This is a genomic window from Pseudogulbenkiania sp. MAI-1 (genome assembly GCF_000527175.1).
In the GTDB taxonomy this organism is placed as follows: Bacteria; Pseudomonadota; Gammaproteobacteria; order Burkholderiales; family Chromobacteriaceae; genus Pseudogulbenkiania.
Map to the genome: position 1 here is coordinate 375,155 of NZ_AZUR01000001.1, position 17,732 is coordinate 392,886.

General features: G+C 62.0%; 13 protein-coding genes and 5 tRNA genes. All 18 read left to right on the plus strand.

Annotated elements, in window-relative coordinates; genetic code table 11:
* Positions 1 to 67 precede the first annotated feature (67 nt).
* The 18 genes from PSEMAI1_RS0101680 to rpoC all read left to right on the plus strand — a co-directional run bounded on the left by PSEMAI1_RS0101680 (position 68) and on the right by rpoC (position 17,694).
* Positions 68 to 1,438: a pitrilysin family protein gene (locus PSEMAI1_RS0101680; protein WP_036986164.1), complete on the plus strand. Its 1,371-nt coding sequence runs from the start codon at positions 68 to 70 to the stop codon at positions 1,436 to 1,438.
* Positions 1,428 to 2,750, plus strand: coding sequence for a pitrilysin family protein (locus tag PSEMAI1_RS0101685; RefSeq protein WP_024301204.1), 1,323 nt, complete (start codon positions 1,428 to 1,430; stop codon positions 2,748 to 2,750). Before PSEMAI1_RS0101680 ends, PSEMAI1_RS0101685 begins: the two co-directional genes overlap by 11 nt.
* Positions 2,751 to 2,997: 247 nt before the next feature.
* Positions 2,998 to 3,558: a 16S rRNA (guanine(966)-N(2))-methyltransferase RsmD gene (gene rsmD / locus PSEMAI1_RS0101690; RefSeq protein WP_024301205.1), complete on the plus strand. Its 561-nt coding sequence runs from the start codon at positions 2,998 to 3,000 to the stop codon at positions 3,556 to 3,558.
* Positions 3,559 to 3,661: 103 nt separating this feature from the next.
* Positions 3,662 to 3,913 carry a YfhL family 4Fe-4S dicluster ferredoxin gene (locus tag PSEMAI1_RS0101695; protein WP_024301206.1) on the plus strand — a complete coding sequence of 84 codons (252 nt, stop codon included), beginning with the start codon at positions 3,662 to 3,664 and terminating at the stop codon, positions 3,911 to 3,913.
* 153 nt (positions 3,914 to 4,066) lie between these two features.
* Positions 4,067 to 4,151: transfer RNA gene (locus tag PSEMAI1_RS0101700), tRNA-Tyr, on the plus strand.
* 57 nt (positions 4,152 to 4,208) lie between these two features.
* Positions 4,209 to 4,282: transfer RNA gene (locus PSEMAI1_RS0101705), tRNA-Gly, on the plus strand.
* 22 nt (positions 4,283 to 4,304) lie between these two features.
* Positions 4,305 to 4,379, plus strand: a tRNA-Thr gene (locus tag PSEMAI1_RS0101710).
* Positions 4,380 to 4,413: 34 nt separating this feature from the next.
* Entirely contained in the window at positions 4,414 to 5,604 is a 1,191-nt protein-coding gene (gene tuf / locus PSEMAI1_RS0101715) for an elongation factor Tu (protein WP_024301207.1), read from the plus strand.
* A 14-nt stretch (positions 5,605 to 5,618) separates the two neighbouring features.
* Positions 5,619 to 5,694: transfer RNA gene (locus PSEMAI1_RS0101720), tRNA-Trp, on the plus strand.
* A 68-nt stretch (positions 5,695 to 5,762) separates the two neighbouring features.
* Positions 5,763 to 6,116 (plus strand): preprotein translocase subunit SecE, encoded by a 354-nt coding sequence (gene secE, locus PSEMAI1_RS0101725; protein ID WP_084612606.1) that lies wholly within the window; start codon positions 5,763 to 5,765, stop codon positions 6,114 to 6,116.
* Between the two features lie 2 nt (positions 6,117 to 6,118).
* The gene (gene nusG / locus PSEMAI1_RS0101730; protein ID WP_024301209.1) at positions 6,119 to 6,652 is read left to right on the plus strand and encodes a transcription termination/antitermination protein NusG; all 534 of its coding nucleotides are present in this window, start codon (positions 6,119 to 6,121) and stop codon (positions 6,650 to 6,652) included.
* Between the two features lie 100 nt (positions 6,653 to 6,752).
* Positions 6,753 to 7,184, plus strand: a complete 432-nt coding sequence (gene rplK, locus PSEMAI1_RS0101735; protein ID WP_024301210.1) for a 50S ribosomal protein L11 — start codon at positions 6,753 to 6,755, stop codon at positions 7,182 to 7,184.
* Complete coding sequence (gene rplA / locus PSEMAI1_RS0101740) at positions 7,184 to 7,879, plus strand: 50S ribosomal protein L1 (RefSeq protein ID WP_024301211.1); 696 nt, start codon at positions 7,184 to 7,186, stop codon at positions 7,877 to 7,879. Before rplK ends, rplA begins: the two co-directional genes overlap by 1 nt.
* 161 nt (positions 7,880 to 8,040) lie before the next feature.
* Positions 8,041 to 8,115: transfer RNA gene (locus PSEMAI1_RS0101745), tRNA-Thr, on the plus strand.
* An 86-nt stretch (positions 8,116 to 8,201) separates the two neighbouring features.
* Positions 8,202 to 8,699 carry a 50S ribosomal protein L10 gene (gene rplJ, locus PSEMAI1_RS0101750; protein WP_024301212.1) on the plus strand — a complete coding sequence of 166 codons (498 nt, stop codon included), beginning with the start codon at positions 8,202 to 8,204 and terminating at the stop codon, positions 8,697 to 8,699.
* 36 nt (positions 8,700 to 8,735) lie between these two features.
* The gene (rplL, locus tag PSEMAI1_RS0101755) at positions 8,736 to 9,107 is read left to right on the plus strand and encodes a 50S ribosomal protein L7/L12 (RefSeq protein ID WP_024301213.1); all 372 of its coding nucleotides are present in this window, start codon (positions 8,736 to 8,738) and stop codon (positions 9,105 to 9,107) included.
* Positions 9,108 to 9,264: 157 nt separating this feature from the next.
* Positions 9,265 to 13,440 carry a DNA-directed RNA polymerase subunit beta gene (gene rpoB / locus PSEMAI1_RS0101760; RefSeq protein ID WP_024301214.1) on the plus strand — a complete coding sequence of 1,392 codons (4,176 nt, stop codon included), beginning with the start codon at positions 9,265 to 9,267 and terminating at the stop codon, positions 13,438 to 13,440.
* Between the two features lie 60 nt (positions 13,441 to 13,500).
* A complete protein-coding gene (gene rpoC / locus PSEMAI1_RS0101765) occupies positions 13,501 to 17,694 on the plus strand; it encodes a DNA-directed RNA polymerase subunit beta' (protein ID WP_024301215.1) in 4,194 nt (1,397 codons plus the stop codon).
* Positions 17,695 to 17,732 lie beyond the last annotated feature (38 nt).

Below are 17,732 nucleotides of genomic sequence, written 5' to 3' on the forward strand. Positions count from 1 at the left end.
GCTGTAGTCAACTTATGGGCATTAGATGGCCAAATTGTATCCTCAAATCAACCATAGGGCAGACTCCGTGATTTCCAGGACCCTCTCGACTGTTGCGGGTGTGGTGTTTCTTGGGGTGTGCGGCGCGGTTTCGGCCGCACCGGTCGAGGCCGTGCTCGATAACGGCATGAAAATCGTGGTGCAGCGCGACGAACGCGCGCCGGTGGCGGTGTCGCAGCTGTGGTACCGCGTCGGCAGCGTGGACGAGGTTAACGGCCGCACCGGCCTGTCGCACCTGCTGGAGCACATGATGTTCAAGGGCACGCCGACGGTGCCGGCCGGCGAATTCAGCCGGCTGATCGCCCAGGCCGGAGGCAAGGACAACGCCTTCACCTCGCGCGACTACACCGTCTATTTCCAGCAGCTGGCGGCCGACAAGCTGCCGCTGGCGCTGAAGCTGGAGGCCGACCGCATGGCCAATCTGTCGTTCAAGGACAGCGATTTCGCTAGCGAACTGCAGGTCGTCAAGGAGGAACGGCGCATGCGCACCGACGACCAGCCTGCCGGCATCATGGCCGAAACGCTGTTCGCCAATGCCTTCGTCGCCAACCCGGTGCGCTACCCGATCATCGGCTGGATGGACGACCTCGACCACATGCAGCCGGACGATCTGCGCCAGTGGTATCGCCACTGGTACGGCCCGAACAACGCCACGCTGGTGGTGGTCGGCGACGTCGACCCGCAGGCGGTGATCGCCGAGGCGCGCCGCCAGTTCGGCCCGCTCAAGCCGGTTGCCCTGCCCGAGCGTCGGCCGCAGCTCGAGCCGGAACAGAAGGGCATCCGCCGGGTCAGCGTCAAGGCGGTCTCGCCGCTGCCTTACCTGACGCTGGCGTGGAAGGTGCCGCGGCTGGAGAAGGTCGACGAGCAGCCGCCGTACGCCTTATATATGTTGTCGGCCATTCTCGACGGTCAGGCCGCCTCGCGGTTGCCGCGCCGATTGGTGCGCGAGCAGCGCGTCGCCACCGACGTCTCGGCTAGCTACGACATGCTCGGACGCGGCGGGGCGCTGTTCAGCCTCACCGGCGTGCCGGCGCAGGGCAAGACGCTGGCGCAACTGGAACAGGCCCTGCGCCAGGAGATCGCTCGCATCGCCCGCGACGGCGTCAGCGAGCGCGAGCTCGAGCGCGTGCGGCTGCAACTGCAGGCCGGACGCATCTACGAGAAGGACTCGATGTTCGCCCAGGCCATGCGCATCGGCAATCTGGAAAGCATCGGTTTCTCCTGGCGCGACGACGACGCCATCGACGCCAACCTCGCCAAAGTCAACGCAAAGCAGGTGCAGCAGGCGGCGCGTACGCTGGTCGACGACCGGCTGACCGTGGTCACTCTGCTGCCCCAGCAGGGTGCCAAGCCGCGCATGCCGGCCATGCCGCAGGGAGATCAGAGCCATGTCCGTTAAACAGTTCAAGCGAGCGATCAGCTGGCTGGGGGGCGTCGCGCTGCTGCTGAGCGGTATGGTGCAGGCCGTGACCATCCAGCACTGGAGCGGCGCCAACGGCGCCCGCGTCTATTTCGTCGAGGCGCATGCCAACCCCATCGTCGACGTGCGCGTCGAGTTCGATGCCGGTAACCGTCGCGAAGACCCGGCCAAGCCCGGCGTCAGCGACATGACCGCCAGCCTGCTCGACGCCGGCACCGCCAGCCGTAACGAAGAGCAGCTGCGCGAAGCGCTGGCCGACACGGCCTCGTCGCTGTCGTCATTCGCCGAGCTGGAAAGCGCCGGCATCTCACTGCGTACGCTGGCCCGCCCCGCGGTGCGTGAGCAGGCCGTGGCGCTGGCGGCGGACGTGCTGGCCCGCCCCGCCTTTCCGCCGGCCATCCTCGAGCGGGAAAAGGCCCGCAGCATCGAAAACCTGCGCCAGGAAGAGAACGACGCCGGATTCCTGGCCCAGCGCGAGCTGACCCGGCTGATGTATCCCAGCCATCCTTACGGCATCAACGCACGGGTGTCGGCCGAGTCGTTGAAGAAAATCACCCGCGCCGATCTGCTGGCATTCTGGCGCAAGCATTACCAGCCGCGCTACGCCGTCGTCTCCATCGTCGGCGACCTGACCCGAGCGCAGGCGGAAAAGCTGGCCGAAGACCTGCTTGCCGGCCTGAAAAACCAGGCGGGAGCCTTGCCGGCGATTCCGCCGGTGCCGGTGGGAAAAGAGGGGCAGACGGTCACGCTGCCGCACCCCGGTACGCAGACCCACCTGGCGCTCGGCATGCCGGTCATTACCCGCGACGATCCGGACTACTTCCCGCTGCTGGTCGGCAACTACGTGCTGGGCGGTGGCGGCTTCGACGCCCGGCTGATGAAGGAAGTGCGCGACAAGCGCGGCCTGACCTATGGCGTCAGCAGCGCCTTCAGCCCCTACCAGCGCGCCGGCGAATTCAGCATCGGGCTATCGACACGCAACGACCAGGCCGCCACCGCGCTCAAGGTGACCCGCGATACGCTGAGGGAGTTCATCGAGCGCGGACCGACCGACGCCGAACTGGAGCAGGCCAAGGCCAATATCATCGGCGGCTTTCCGTTGCGCTTCGACAGCAACCGCAAACTGCTCGGCTATCTCGGCGTGATCGGACTGTACCGCCTGCCCCTGACCTTCCTCGACGACTACACCAAGCATGTCGCCGCGGTCACGCCGGCCCAGGTGCGAGACGCCTGGCGGCGCCGGGTCCGGCCGCAGCAGATGGCGACGGTCATCGTCGGGCCCCGTTCCTGAGACATCGTGTCCTGTCGCGAGAGCTCCTCGGCAGGGCGATGAGCCTCGCGATGCCCAATGCGTTTGTGTAAGGTGGCTTGGCTGGCGGATCGCCGTAAGGCTTTGGGCGTGCCGGGCTGCAAATGCGTCCCATTCATGGACGAAGAGCGCGATTTCGCGTAAGTCTCGAGAGCGAACTGATTAAAATTAAGGCGCCGAGCAGCGGATCACGGTAAACTCTGCGCCTTGATTTTTTTGCCGCTTTACCATGAGTCAAGCCAGAAACCACGTCCGGATCATCGGTGGCGACTATCGCCGCCGGCAATTACCCTTCCCCGATGCCGAGGGCCTGCGGCCCACTCCCGACCGCGTGCGCGAGACGGTGTTCAACTGGCTGGGGCAGGATCTGGACGGACTCGTGTGCCTCGATCTGTTCGCCGGCAGCGGCGCGCTGGGCTTCGAGGCCGCGTCGCGCCGGGCGCGGCGTGTGGTGATGGTGGAAAAGTCGCGCAAGGTGGCCGAGGGCCTCAAGGCCAACCGCCAGCTGCTCGCAGCCCAGGCCGTCGAGGTGGTGGTCATGGACGCCGTGCACTACCTGAAAAGCTGTCGCGAACGCTTCGACCTGGTGTTCCTCGATCCGCCCTACCGCTCCACGCTGCTCGAGCAAATCCTGCCGCTGCTGCCGGCAGTGCTGGCCGACGACGCCCGCGTCTACGTCGAGGCCGCCAGTTGGCCCGACCTCGAGGGCTGGCAGCGGATCAAGGAAGGCCGCGCCGGCCTGGTCCATTACGGACTGCTCGGCCAGGGCCGGCCAGACGCAAGCCTGTAGCCTGCTGTCTGCCGGGCCCCGCTATAACCATATAACGGGGTGGACTTGCGGGCCGGCAAGACGGGTGACAGAATTCAAACATGAAATACTTGAGGAAAATACTATGTCTTTGATGATTACTGACGAGTGCATCAACTGCGACGTCTGTGAACCGGAGTGCCCGAACAACGCCATCTCGCAGGGCGAAGAAATCTACGAGATCGACCCTAACCTGTGCACCCAGTGCGTCGGCCACTACGACGAACCGCAATGCCAGCAAGTCTGTCCGGTCGACTGTATCCCGCTGGACCCGAACCATCAGGAGACCCAGGAAGAGCTGTACCAGAAATACCTGGCCATCAGCGGCAAGGCCTGAGGCGGCACTAAGCGGTTGATGCAAAAGGAGAAGGGCCCGGCTGTCCATGGTGCAGCCTGGCCCTTCCGCTTTTTCTTTCCAAGAAAATGCGGTTTTTTTCAAAAAAGATGTTGACGACCTTCGGGGCTGTCTATAATATTCGGGTCTCTTTCAGGAGGGATTCCCGAGCGGTCAAAGGGATCAGACTGTAAATCTGACGGCTCTGCCTTCGAAGGTTCGAATCCTTCTCCCTCCACCAGAATACTTTTATAAACGTCTTGGCGGCGTGTAGTAAGGTCGTCCGTGATCGTGACGGGCGGGTGTAGCTCAATGGTAGAGCAGAAGCCTTCCAAGCTTACGACGAGGGTTCGATTCCCTTCACCCGCTCCAGGCGTTAAGTGCCAGTTTTAGGGCCCATGTAGCTCAGGGGTAGAGCACTCCCTTGGTAAGGGAGAGGTCGGCAGTTCAATTCTGCCCATGGGCACCATCACTTAATTTATTCGGATTCAGGAAATTTTGCCATGGCTAAGGAAAAGTTCGAGCGGACAAAACCGCACGTAAACGTCGGCACCATCGGTCACGTTGACCATGGTAAAACCACGCTGACCGCCGCTATCACCACCATTCTGTCGAAGAAATACGGTGGCGAAGCCAAAGACTACTCCCAGATCGACAGCGCGCCGGAAGAAAAGGCTCGCGGTATTACCATTAATACCGCTCACGTAGAATACGAAACCGCTACCCGTCACTACGCTCACGTAGACTGCCCGGGTCACGCCGACTACGTGAAGAACATGATCACCGGCGCCGCCCAGATGGACGGCGCGATCCTGGTGTGCTCGGCCGCTGACGGTCCGATGCCGCAAACCCGCGAACACATCCTGCTGTCCCGTCAGGTTGGCGTTCCGTACATCATCGTCTACCTGAACAAGGCCGACCTGGTGGACGACGCCGAACTGCTGGAACTGGTGGAAATGGAAGTGCGCGACCTGTTGTCGTCCTACGACTTCCCGGGCGACGACACCCCGATCATCATCGGTTCCGCCCGTCTGGCGCTGGAAGGCGACCAGTCCGAATACGGCGAGCCGTCGATCTTCCGTCTGGCCGACGCGCTGGACAGCTACATCCCGACTCCGGAACGCGCCATCGACAAGCCGTTCCTGCTGCCGATCGAAGACGTGTTCTCGATCTCGGGCCGTGGCACCGTGGTGACCGGTCGCGTTGAGCGCGGCATCGTCAAGGTTGGCGAAGAAATCGAAATCGTGGGCCTGAAGCCGACCGCCAAGACTACCTGCACCGGCGTGGAAATGTTCCGCAAGCTGCTGGACCAGGGTCAGGCTGGCGACAACGTTGGCGTGCTGCTGCGCGGCACCAAGCGTGAAGAAGTGGAGCGTGGTCAGGTGCTGGCCAAGCCGGGCTCGATCACCCCGCACACCAAGTTCGAAGCTTCGGTGTACGTGCTGTCGAAAGACGAAGGTGGCCGTCACACCCCGTTCTTCGCCAACTACCGCCCGCAGTTCTACTTCCGTACCACCGACGTGACCGGTGCCATCACCCTGAAAGAGGGTGTGGAAATGGTTATGCCGGGTGACAACGTGGAGTTCTCCGTGGAACTGATCGCTCCGATCGCCATGGAAGAAGGTCTGCGCTTCGCCATCCGCGAAGGTGGTCGTACCGTCGGCGCCGGCGTTGTTTCCAAGATCATCGCTTGATCTGAAAAGGTTTTAGGCCAGTAGCTCAATTGGTAGAGTATCGGTCTCCAAAACCGAGGGTTGGGGGTTCGAGACCCTCCTGGCCTGCCAATTAAGACCAGCCGGCGCTTGCGCGCCGGTTGGTCTTTTGTCGCATTCACGCAGAGAAAATCCCGCACATGGAAATGCAAGACAAAATCAAGCTGGCGCTGGCAGGGCTGATCGTCGCTGTCGGCATCGCTGGCTTTTACATGATTCCCGAAACCCAGGGCGTGTTGCGTGTGCTGGCCTTCGTGGTCAGTCTGGCGGCCGCGGCTGCTGTGGTGTGGACTTCGGCGACGGGCAAGTCCTTCGTTAGCTATGCGCAAGAGTCGGTGGCCGAAGGTCGCAAAGTGGTATGGCCCACGCGCAAGGAAGCGCTGCAGATGACGGGTCTGGTATTCCTGTTCGTAATGATTCTGGCGTTGTTCATGTGGCTGGTCGACTCGGGGTTGTCCTGGCTGTTCTATGACGTGCTTCTCGGTCGAGGTTAATGATGGCTAAACGTTGGTATGTGGTGCATGCCTATTCCGGTTTTGAAAAGAGCGTGCAGAAAGCCTTGCGCGAGCGCATCGAGCGTTCCGAAGTGGCGGACCTGTTCGGTCAGGTGCTGGTGCCGGTCGAGGAAGTGGTTGACGTGAAGAACGGCCGCAAGTCGATTTCCGAGCGCAAATTCTTCCCGGGCTACGTGCTGGTCGAAATGGAAATGACCGACGAGACCTGGCACCTGGTGAAGAGCACGCCGAAAGTGACCGGCTTCGTCGGCGGCACGGCCAACCGGCCCGCGCCGATTTCCAAGAAGGAAGTCGAATCCATCATGCAGCAGATGCAGGAGGGCGTCGAGAAGCCGAAGCCGAAGGTGCTGTTCGAGGTGGGCGAGAAGGTGCGCGTGATCGATGGTCCGTTCAACGACTTCAACGGTTCGGTGGATGAGGTCAATTACGAGCGCAACAAGATTCGCGTCTCGGTGCAGATCTTCGGTCGCGAAACGCCGGTCGAGCTTGATTTCAACCAGGTAGAAAAGCTGTAACTTCTGCTTGGCAGTTGTTTGTGGGGCATGTATAATCATGCCCTTTCGTCTGGGAAGCGGGCGTCTCGCCTGCGTTACTACCCGTTTTAGGAGCTAAATCGTGGCAAAGAAGATTGTCGGCTACATCAAGCTGCAAGTGCCCGCTGGTAAAGCCAACCCGTCGCCGCCGATCGGCCCGGCGCTGGGTCAGCGCGGTCTGAACATCATGGAATTCTGCAAGGCGTTCAACGCCCAGACCCAGGGCGTCGAGCCGGGTCTGCCGATTCCGGTGGTGATCACCGCCTATGCGGACAAGTCCTTCACCTTCGTGATGAAGACCCCGCCGGCTACCATCCTGCTGAAGAAGGCTGCTGGTATCCAGAAGGGTAGCTCGAAGCCGCATACCGACAAGGTGGGTACCGTTACCCGCGCTCAGCTGGAAGAGATCGCCAAGACCAAGTCCCCGGACTTGACCGCCGCCGATCTGGACGCAGCCGTGCGTACCATCGCCGGTTCCGCTCGTTCCATGGGTCTGAAAGTGGAGGGTGTGTAATGGCTAAGGTTTCCAAGCGCCTGAAGGCTCTGAATGCCAAGGTCGACGCCAACAAGCTGTACGCCGTTGACGAAGCGCTGGCGCTCGTGAAAGAAGCGGCTACCGCCAAGTTCGACGAGTCGATCGACATCGCCGTGAACCTGGGTGTGGACCCGCGTAAATCCGATCAGGTCGTACGTGGCTCCGTCGTGCTGCCGCGCGGCACCGGCAAGACCGTCCGCGTTGCCGTGTTCGCCCAGGGCGCCGCTGCTGAAGCCGCCAAGGCCGCCGGTGCCGACATCGTCGGTTTCGACGATCTGGCCGAGCAGGTCAAGGCTGGTCAGCTGGACTTCGACATCGTGATCGCTTCCCCGGACGCCATGCGCGTGGTGGGTCAGCTGGGCCAGATCCTCGGTCCGCGCGGTCTGATGCCGAACCCGAAAGTGGGTACCGTGACCCCGAACGTGGCCGACGCCGTGAAGAACGCCAAGGCCGGTCAGGTTCAGTATCGTACCGACAAGGCCGGTATCATTCACGCCACCATTGGCCGTGCCTCCTTCGAAGCCGAAGCCCTGCGTGAGAACCTGTCCGCGCTGGTTGACGCTCTGGTGAAGGCCAAGCCGGCTGCTTCCAAGGGTCTGTACCTGCGGAAGATCGCCGTATCCAGCACCATGGGTATCGGTGTGCGCGTAGATACCAGCACCGTCAACGCCTAAGTTGATAGTGCGGCAAGCCCTTGGGCTTGTCATGACTTTGGGCCGGCGAGCGTTTCGCTCGCCGGATTGTCAAAGACCGTAGGAGCCGCAAGGCTTAATCGTCGTCAGATATCCTACGCAGACGGTGTGCCCGAATAGAAGGCTGTCAAAACGTCTTACGGGCCCATGTAGCTCAGGGGTAGAGCACTCCCTTGGTAAGGGAGAGGTCGGCGGTTCAATTCCGCCCATGGGCACCATCAGATGGTTCTGCTATGTCTCCTGAACAGGTCGCCGCTGCAAAGCGGAGCGGTTCGCCGCTTCATTTCAGACTAGGAGCTAGACCTTGAGTCTCAATCTTGAAGATAAAAAGGCGGTAGTGGCCGAAGTGTCTGCTCAACTGGCAGGCGCTCAGACCCTCGTTATCGCCGAATATCGCGGCATCGAGGTTGGCAGCATGACCCAACTCCGTGCAAAAGCACGTGAGAACGGCGTGTACCTGCGCGTTCTGAAGAACACGCTGGTGCGCCGCGCCGTGGCCGACACCGCCTTTGCGGGCCTGGCTGACCAGATGGTCGGTCCGCTCGTATACGGCATTTCGGCTGACCCGGTTGCTGCTGCCAAAGTGCTGCAACAGTTCGCCAAGCAAGATGACAAGATCGTCATCAAAGCAGGTTCTTACGACGGCAAAGTGCTGGATGCCGCTCAGGTTGCTGAGCTGGCCTCGATCCCGAGCCGCGAAGAACTGCTCAGCAAGCTTCTCTACGTTATGCAAGCTCCGATGGCCGGCTTCGCCCGCGGCCTGGCAGCCCTTGCCGAGAAGAAGCAAGCCGAGGCGGCTTAATCAATCTGACTTATTCCGAATTCAGGAGAATTTCACATGGCAATTACCAAAGAAGACATCCTCGAGGCAGTTGGTGCCCTGACCGTTATGGAACTGAACGACCTGGTTAAGGCGTTCGAAGAGAAGTTCGGCGTATCCGCTGCTGCCGTTGCCGTTGCCGGCCCGGCCGCTGGTGGCGCTGCTGCCGTTGAAGAGAAGACCGAGTTCGACGTGATCCTGTCCGCCGCTGGCGACAACAAGGTCAACGTGATCAAGGTCGTACGTGCTATCACCGGTCTGGGCCTGAAAGAAGCCAAGGACCTGGTAGACGGCGCTCCGAAGGCCGTGAAGGAAGGCGTGTCCAAGGCTGAAGCCGACGACATCCTGAAGCAGCTGACCGAAGCCGGTGCTAAGGCTGAAGTGAAGTAATCTTCCGGACCGGAAGATGAGTGAGGCTGGCGGAGAAATCCGCCAGCCTTATTGCGCTTGTGATTGGCCGACACGAAGAAAGTAAAAGCCAGCAATCAATGCGTGCGTGGCTGCTGACTTTTGGTTTCTTGCGCCACCCCACCTCGATGGAGACTCTATGAGTTATTCGTTTACTGAGAAAAAGCGTATTCGTAAGAGCTTTGCGAAACGCGACAGTGTTCTCGATGTCCCATTCCTGTTGGCGACCCAGATCGATTCGTATACCGAATTCCTCCAGCTGGGCGTACCGATCGACCAGCGCAAGGATGTTGGGTTGCAGGCGGCATTCAATTCGATTTTCCCGATCATAAGCCACAACGGCTATGCTCGCCTGGATTTTGCACACTATATTCTTGGTGAGCCCCCGTTCGATGTTCAGGAGTGCCAGCTGCGCGGTATTACCTACGCCTCGCCGCTGCGTGCGCGTATCCGCCTGACCATCCTGGACAAGGAGTCCTCCAAACCGGTGGTCAAGGAGGTGCGCGAGAATGAAGTCTACATGGGCGAAATCCCGCTCATGACCACCAACGGTTCTTTCATCATCAACGGTACCGAGCGGGTCATCGTGTCCCAGCTGCACCGTTCCCCGGGCGTGTTCTTCGAGCACGACCGCGGCAAGACCCATTCCTCGGGCAAGCTGCTGTTCTCGGCGCGCGTGATCCCCTACCGCGGCTCCTGGCTCGACTTCGAATTCGATCCGAAGGACCACCTGTACTTCCGTATCGACCGTCGCCGCAAGATGCCGGTTACCATCCTGCTCAAGGCGCTGGGTTACAACGAAGAACAGATCCTGTCCGAGTTCTACAACACCGATACCTTCTACCTGGGTAACGACGGCGTCCACATGAAGGTGGTGGCCGAGCGCCTGAAGGGCGAGGTGGCCAAGTTCGATATCGTCGCTCCGGACGGCAAGCTGATCGTCGCCAAGGACAAGCGCATCACCGCCAAGCACATCCGCGACATCGTGGCGGCCAATCTCGACCGCATCGAGGTGCCGTCCGACGCGCTGCTGGGCAAGGTGCTGGCGCGCGCCGTGGTGAATACCGACAGCGGCGAAGTGATCGCCCGTGCCAACGAGGAAATCAGCGAGGAAATCCTGGCCAAGCTGGCGCTGGCCGAGATTCCGCAGATCGACGTGCTGTTCACCAACGATCTGGATCAGGGTTCCTACATCGCCCAGACACTGCGCGTGGACGACATCCAGGACCAGCTGCAGGCGCGCGTGGCGATCTACCGCATGATGCGCCCGGGTGAGCCGCCGACCGAAGAAGCCGTCGAGCAGCTGTTCCAGCGCCTGTTCTTCAGCGCGGATACCTACGATCTGTCGCGCGTAGGCCGCATGAAGTTCAACACCCGCACCTACCAGTACAAGTTCGACGACAAGACCCCGGAGTGGTTCAAGACCCTGATCGGCGAGAAGTTCGCCGAGCGTCGCGACATCACCGACGGCACGCTGAGCACCGAAGACATCGTCTCCGTGATCGCCATCCTGTGCGAACTGAAGAACGGCCGTGGCGAAGTGGACGATATCGACCACCTCGGCAACCGCCGCGTGCGTTCGGTGGGCGAACTGGCCGAGAACCAGTTCCGCGCCGGCCTGGTGCGTGTCGAGCGCGCGGTCAAGGAGCGCCTGAACCAGGCCGAGTCCGACAACCTGATGCCGCACGACCTGATCAACGCCAAGCCGGTCAGCGCCGCCATCAAGGAATTCTTCGGCTCCAGCCAGCTGTCGCAGTTCATGGACCAGACCAACCCGCTGTCGGAAATCACCCACAAGCGCCGTGTCTCGGCCCTGGGTCCGGGCGGTCTGACGCGCGAGCGCGCCGGCTTCGAAGTGCGCGACGTGCACCCGACCCATTACGGCCGCGTGTGCCCGATCGAAACGCCGGAAGGTCCGAACATCGGTCTGATCAACTCGCTGTCGGTGTATGCCCGCACCAACGAGTTCGGCTTCCTGGAGACGCCGTACCGCAAGGTGATCGACGGCAAGGTGACGATGGAGATCGATTACCTGTCCGCGATCGAGGAAGGCCGTTACGTCATCGCCCAGGCCAACGCCGAGCTGGATGCCGACGGCACGCTGATCGACGAGCTGGTGACCTGCCGCGAGAAGGGCGAAACCATCCTGGCGACGCCGGATCGCGTGCAGTACATGGACGTGGCCACCGGCCAGGTGGTGTCCGTCGCCGCCTCGCTGATTCCGTTCCTCGAACACGATGACGCCAACCGTGCGCTGATGGGCGCCAACATGCAGCGTCAGGCCGTACCGTGCCTGCGTCCGGAAAAGCCGTTCGTCGGTACCGGCATCGAGCGTTCGGTAGCCGTCGACTCCGGCACCACCGTGGTGGCGCGTCGCGGCGGCGTGGTCGACTACGTCGATGCCAACCGTATCGTGGTGCGCGTCAACGACGAAGAGGCGCTGGCCGGCGAAGTCGGTGTGGATATCTACAACCTGACCAAGTTCACCCGCTCCAACCAGAACACCAACATCAACCAGCGTCCGGTGGTGAAGATGGGCGACAAGATCGCCCGCGGCGACGTGGTGGCGGACGGCGCTTCGACCGACCTGGGCGAACTGGCGCTGGGTCAGAACATGACCATCGCCTTCATGCCGTGGAACGGCTATAACTTCGAGGACTCGATCCTGATCTCGGAGAAGGTGGTGGCCGAAGACCGCTACACCTCGATCCACATCGAAGAACTGTCGGTGGTGGCGCGCGACACCAAGCTGGGGCCGGAAGAAATCACCCGCGACATCCCCAACCTGTCCGAGCGCATGGCCGGCCGTCTCGACGACTCCGGCATCGTCTACATCGGCGCCGAAGTGGAAGCCGGCGACGTGCTGGTGGGCAAGGTGACGCCGAAGGGCGAAACCCAGCTGACGCCGGAAGAGAAGCTGCTGCGCGCGATCTTCGGCGAGAAGGCGTCCGACGTGAAGGACACCTCGCTGCGCGTGCCGACCGGCATGACCGGCACCGTGATCGACGTGCAGGTGTTCACCCGCGAAGGCATCGAGCGCGACAAGCGTGCCCAGTCGATCATCGACGCCGAACTGAAGCGCTACCGCCTCGACCTGAACGACCAGCTGCGTATCTTCGACAACGACGCCTTCAGCCGTATCGAACGCCTGATCATGGGCAAGGTCGCCAACGGCGGCCCGAAGCGCCTGGCCAAGGGTACCGCGATCGACCGCGAATACTTGGAAAGCCTGCCGTCCAAGCACGATTGGTTCGACATCCGCATGGCCGACGAAGATATCGCCAAGCAGCTCGAACTGATCAAGGAAAGCCTGGCTCAAAAGCGTGAGGAGTTCGACCTCAAGTTCGAGGACAAGAAGCGCAAGCTGACCCAGGGCGACGAGCTGCCGCCGGGCGTGCAGAAGATGGTCAAGGTGTACCTGGCGGTGAAGCGCCGCCTGCAGGCCGGCGACAAGATGGCCGGCCGTCACGGTAACAAGGGCGTGGTATCGCGCATCCTGCCGGTGGAAGACATGCCGTACATGGGCGACGGCCGTCCGGTCGACATCGTGCTGAACCCGCTGGGCGTACCGTCGCGTATGAACATCGGTCAGATTCTCGAGGTGCACCTGGGTTGGGCCGGCAAGGGTATCGGCGAGCAGGTCAACCGCATGCTGCAGTCGCAGCGTGCCGTGGCCGACATCCGCAGCTACCTGGAGCGTGTCTACAACCAGACCGGCAAGCCGGAAGAGATCGCTGCGATGAGCGACGAGGAGATCCTCGACCTGGCCGGCAACCTGGCCAAGGGCATGCCGTTCGCCACCCCGGTGTTCGACGGTGCCAAGGAGTCCGAGATCAAGATGATGCTGGACCTGGCCTACCCGGACGAGGATCCGCACACCGGGCTGCTCGACTTCAACGACTCGAAGACCCAGATGACGCTGTACGACGGCCGCTCCGGCGAAGCCTTCGACCGCAAGGTCACGGTCGGCGTGATGCACTACCTGAAGCTGCACCACCTGGTCGACGACAAGATGCACGCCCGTTCCACCGGTCCGTACAGCTTGGTGACGCAGCAGCCGCTGGGTGGTAAGGCGCAGTTCGGTGGCCAGCGTTTCGGTGAGATGGAAGTATGGGCGCTGGAAGCCTACGGTGCCGCCTACACCCTGCAGGAAATGCTGACCGTGAAGTCCGACGACGTGACCGGTCGTACCAAGGTGTACGAAAACATCGTCAAGGGCGAGCACAAGATCGACGCCGGCATGCCGGAGTCCTTCAACGTGCTGGTGAAGGAAATCCGCTCCCTCGGCCTCGACATCGACCTGGAACGTTATTAATTAGGAATGCCGCGCCTCGGCCAATCTTGGCCGAGGCGCGGTCTCCTGACTGGAGACGCAATGAAAGCTCTGCTCGACCTCTTTAAGCAAGTTACGCAAGAAGAAGAGTTTGATGCGATTAAGATCGGCATCGCTTCACCGGACAAGATCCGTTCCTGGTCCTACGGTGAGGTCAAGAAGCCCGAAACCATCAACTATCGTACCTTCAAGCCGGAACGCGACGGCCTGTTCTGCGCCCGCATCTTCGGGCCGGTGAAGGACTACGAGTGCCTGTGCGGCAAGTACAAGCGCCTCAAGCATCGCGGCGTGATCTGCGAGAAGTGCGGCGTCGAAGTCACCCTGTCCAAGGTGCGCCGCGAGCGCATGGGCCACATCGAACTGGCCAGCCCGACCGCGCACATCTGGTTCCTGAAGAGCCTGCCGTCCCGTCTGGGCATGGTGCTCGACATGACCCTGCGCGACATCGAACGGGTGCTGTACTTCGAAGGCTACGTCGTGACCGATCCGGGCATGACCCCGCTGCAGCGCGGCCAGTTGCTGACCGAAGAAGACTTCCTCGACAAGGAAGACCAGTACGGCGACGACTTCAAGGCCATGATGGGTGCCGAGGCCGTGCGCGAACTGCTGCGCAGCCTGGACCTGAACAACGAGATCGAGACCCTGCGTCGCGAACTCGAGTCCACCAATTCCGACACCAAGATCAAGAAGATCGCCAAGCGCCTGAAGGTGCTGGAAGCCTTCCTGCGCTCGGGCATGAAGCCGGAATGGATGATCCTGGAAGTGCTGCCGGTGCTGCCGCCGGAACTGCGCCCGCTGGTGCCGCTGGACGGCGGCCGCTTCGCCACCTCCGACCTGAACGACCTGTACCGCCGCGTCATCAACCGCAACAACCGCCTCAAACGGCTTTTGGAGCTGCGTGCGCCGGACATCATCGTGCGCAACGAAAAGCGCATGCTGCAGGAATCGGTCGACTCGCTGCTCGACAACGGCCGCCGCGGCAAGGCCATGACCGGCGCCAACAAGCGCCCGCTCAAGTCGCTGGCCGACATGATCAAGGGTAAGGGCGGCCGCTTCCGTCAGAACCTGCTGGGTAAGCGCGTCGACTACTCCGGCCGTTCCGTGATCACCGTGGGCCCGACCCTGCGCCTGCATCAGTGCGGCCTGCCGAAGAAGATGGCACTGGAACTGTTCAAGCCGTTCATCTTCCACAAGCTGGAAGTGCTGGGCCTGGCCTCCACCATCAAGGCCGCCAAGAAGCTGGTCGAGCAGGAAGTGCCGGAAGTATGGGACATCCTGGAAGACGTCATCCGCGAGCATCCGGTACTGCTGAACCGTGCGCCGACCCTGCACCGTCTGGGCATCCAGGCGTTCGAGCCGGTGCTGATCGAAGGCAAGGCGATCCAGCTGCACCCGCTGGTCTGCGCGGCGTTCAACGCCGACTTCGACGGTGACCAGATGGCCGTCCACGTGCCGCTGTCGCTGGAAGCGCAGATGGAAGCCCGCACCCTGATGCTGGCCACCAACAACGTGCTGTCGCCCGCCAACGGCGAGCCGATCATCGTGCCGTCGCAGGATATCGTGCTGGGTCTGTACTACATGACCCGCGACAAGGTGAATGGCAAGGGCGAAGGCATGGTGTTCGCCGACACCAAGGAAGTGCATCGTGCCTACGAAACCCGTCAGGTCGAACTGGCCACGCGCATCACCGTACGTCTGAAAGAGTGGGAAAAGGACGAGCAGGGCGAGTTCCAGCCGGTGATGAAGCGCTACGACACCACCGTCGGCCGCGCGCTGCTGTCGGACATCCTGCCGAAGGGCCTGCCGTTCGAGCACATCAACAAGGCGCTGAAGAAGAAGGAAATCTCCAAGCTGATCAACGCCTCGTTCCGCCGTTGCGGCATCCGCGACACGGTGATCTTCGCCGACCAACTGATGTACACCGGTTTCGCCTTCTCCACCCGCGGCGGCATCTCGATCTGCGTCGACGACATGCTGGTTCCGACCAAGAAGATCGAACTGCTGGCCGAGGCCAACAAGGAAGTCAAGGAGATCGAGGAACAGTACCGTCAAGGTCTGGTGACTCAGGGCGAACGCTACAACAAGGTGGTGGACATCTGGGGCCGCACCGGCGACAAGGTCGCCAAGGCGATGATGGACGAACTGTCCAAGCAGAAGGTGCTGGATCGCGAAGGCAAGGAAGTCGACCAGGAGTCGTTCAACTCGATTTACATGATGGCCGACTCCGGCGCCCGGGGTTCCGTCGCCCAGATCAAGCAGTTGGCCGGTATGCGGGGCCTGATGGCCAAGCCGGACGGCTCGATTATCGAGACGCCGATTACCTCGAACTTCCGCGAAGGTCTGACGGTACTGCAGTACTTCATCTCGACCCACGGTGCCCGTAAGGGTCTGGCGGATACCGCCCTGAAGACCGCCAACTCCGGTTACCTGACCCGTCGTCTGGTCGACGTGACCCAGGATCTGGTGGTGATCGAGGACGATTGCGGTACCAGCAATGGCTTCGTGATGAAGGCCGTGCTGCAAGGCGGTGACGTGATCGAACCGCTGCGCGACCGTATCCTCGGCCGTGTGACCGCGACCGACGTGGTGGACCCGTCCACCAGCGAAACCGTGATCGAAGCCGGCACGCTGCTGGACGAGCATCTGGTCGACATGATCGACAACCTGGGTATCGACGAAGTGAAGGTGCGTACTGCCATCACCTGCGAAACCCGCTACGGCCTGTGCGCCAAGTGCTACGGCCGTGACCTGGCTCGCGGCAAGCGCGTCAACGCCGGCGAAGCCGTGGGCGTGATCGCCGCCCAGTCGATCGGTGAACCGGGTACCCAGCTGACCATGCGTACCTTCCACATCGGTGGTGCCGCCTCCCGTTCGGCTGCCGCCAGCCAGGTGGAAGGTAAGTCCAACGGTACCGTGCGTTTCTCCAGCCAGATGCGCTACGTGGCCAACAACAAGGGCGAGCTGATCGTCATCACCCGCTCCGGCGAAGTGGTGATCCACGACGACATCGGCCGCGAGCGCGAGCGTCACAAGGTGCCGTACGGCGCCACGCTGCTGGTCAACGACGGTATGCAGATCAAGGCTGGCGCCGTGCTGGCCACGTGGGACCCGCACACCCGTCCGATCATCACCGAGTACGCCGGCCGCGTGAAGTTCGAGAACGTGGAAGAAGGCAACACCGTGGCCAAGCAGACCGACGAAGTGACCGGTCTGTCCACCCTGGTGGTGATCGATCCGAAGCGCCGCGCCGGTTCGCAGTCCAAGATGCTGCGTCCTCTGGTGAAGCTGCTCGACGAGTTCGGCAACGAAGTGAAGCTGGCCGGTTCCGAGTCCTCGGTGTCGATCACCTTCCAGGTCGGCGCCATCATCACCGTGCGCGACGGACAGGAAGTGGGCAAGGGTGAAGTGCTGGCCCGTATCCCGCAGGAATCGACCAAGACCCGCGACATTACCGGTGGTCTGCCGCGCGTGGCCGAACTGTTCGAAGCGCGTTCGCCGAAAGACGCCGGCATGCTGGCCGAAGTCACCGGTACCGTGTCGTTCGGCAAGGACACCAAGGGCAAGCAGCGTCTGATCATCACCGATCTGGACGGCAACGGCTATGAAAGCCTGATTCCGAAGGACAAGCACGTGCTGGTGCACGACGGTCAGGTGGTGAACCGCGGCGAACTGATCGTCGACGGCGCCGTCGACCCGCACGACATCCTGCGCCTGCAGGGTATCGAGGCACTGGCGCGCTACATCGTCCAGGAAGTGCAGGAAGTGTACCGTCTGCAGGGCGTGAAGATTAACGACAAGCACATCGAGGTGATCATCCGCCAGATGCTGCGGCGCGTGGTCATCACCGATGCCGGCGATACCGACTTCATCCAGGGTGAACAGGTCGAGCGCGCCGAAGTACTGGCGAAGAACGACGAGATGCTGGCCGAAGGCAAGGAGCCGGCGCACTACGACAACGTGCTCCTGGGTATCACCAAGGCCTCGCTGTCGACCGACTCCTTCATCTCCGCGGCCTCGTTCCAGGAAACCACGCGCGTGCTGACCGAAGCCGCGATCATGGGCAAGAAGGACGACCTGCGCGGCCTGAAGGAAAACGTCATCGTCGGCCGCCTGATTCCGGCCGGTACCGGCCTCGCTTACCACCGCAACCGTCGCCGCCAGGCGCCGGGCGGCGAGGGCGGACCGGAACAGCAGCTGCTGGAACCGCAGATGGAGAGCTTCGAAGGCAACGAATAAGCGCCTGCTGTTGCTGAAGTGTTGAAAAAACGCTGTCC

Excerpts from the sequence above, each read along its gene's own strand:
- tuf (WP_024301207.1), top strand. The coding sequence starts at position 4,414 with ATGGCTAAGGAAAAGTTCGAGCGGACAAAACCGCACGTAAACGTCGGC.
- rsmD (WP_024301205.1), top strand. The coding sequence starts at position 2,998 with ATGAGTCAAGCCAGAAACCACGTCCGGATCATCGGTGGCGACTATCGC.
- rpoB (WP_024301214.1), top strand. The coding sequence starts at position 9,265 with ATGAGTTATTCGTTTACTGAGAAAAAGCGTATTCGTAAGAGCTTTGCG.
- secE (WP_084612606.1), top strand. The coding sequence starts at position 5,763 with ATGGAAATGCAAGACAAAATCAAGCTGGCGCTGGCAGGGCTGATCGTC.
- rpoC (WP_024301215.1), top strand. The coding sequence starts at position 13,501 with ATGAAAGCTCTGCTCGACCTCTTTAAGCAAGTTACGCAAGAAGAAGAG.
- rplL (WP_024301213.1), top strand. The coding sequence starts at position 8,736 with ATGGCAATTACCAAAGAAGACATCCTCGAGGCAGTTGGTGCCCTGACC.
- rplA (WP_024301211.1), top strand. The coding sequence starts at position 7,184 with ATGGCTAAGGTTTCCAAGCGCCTGAAGGCTCTGAATGCCAAGGTCGAC.
- nusG (WP_024301209.1), top strand. The coding sequence starts at position 6,119 with ATGGCTAAACGTTGGTATGTGGTGCATGCCTATTCCGGTTTTGAAAAG.
- PSEMAI1_RS0101695 (WP_024301206.1), top strand. The coding sequence starts at position 3,662 with ATGTCTTTGATGATTACTGACGAGTGCATCAACTGCGACGTCTGTGAA.
- PSEMAI1_RS0101685 (WP_024301204.1), top strand. The coding sequence starts at position 1,428 with ATGTCCGTTAAACAGTTCAAGCGAGCGATCAGCTGGCTGGGGGGCGTC.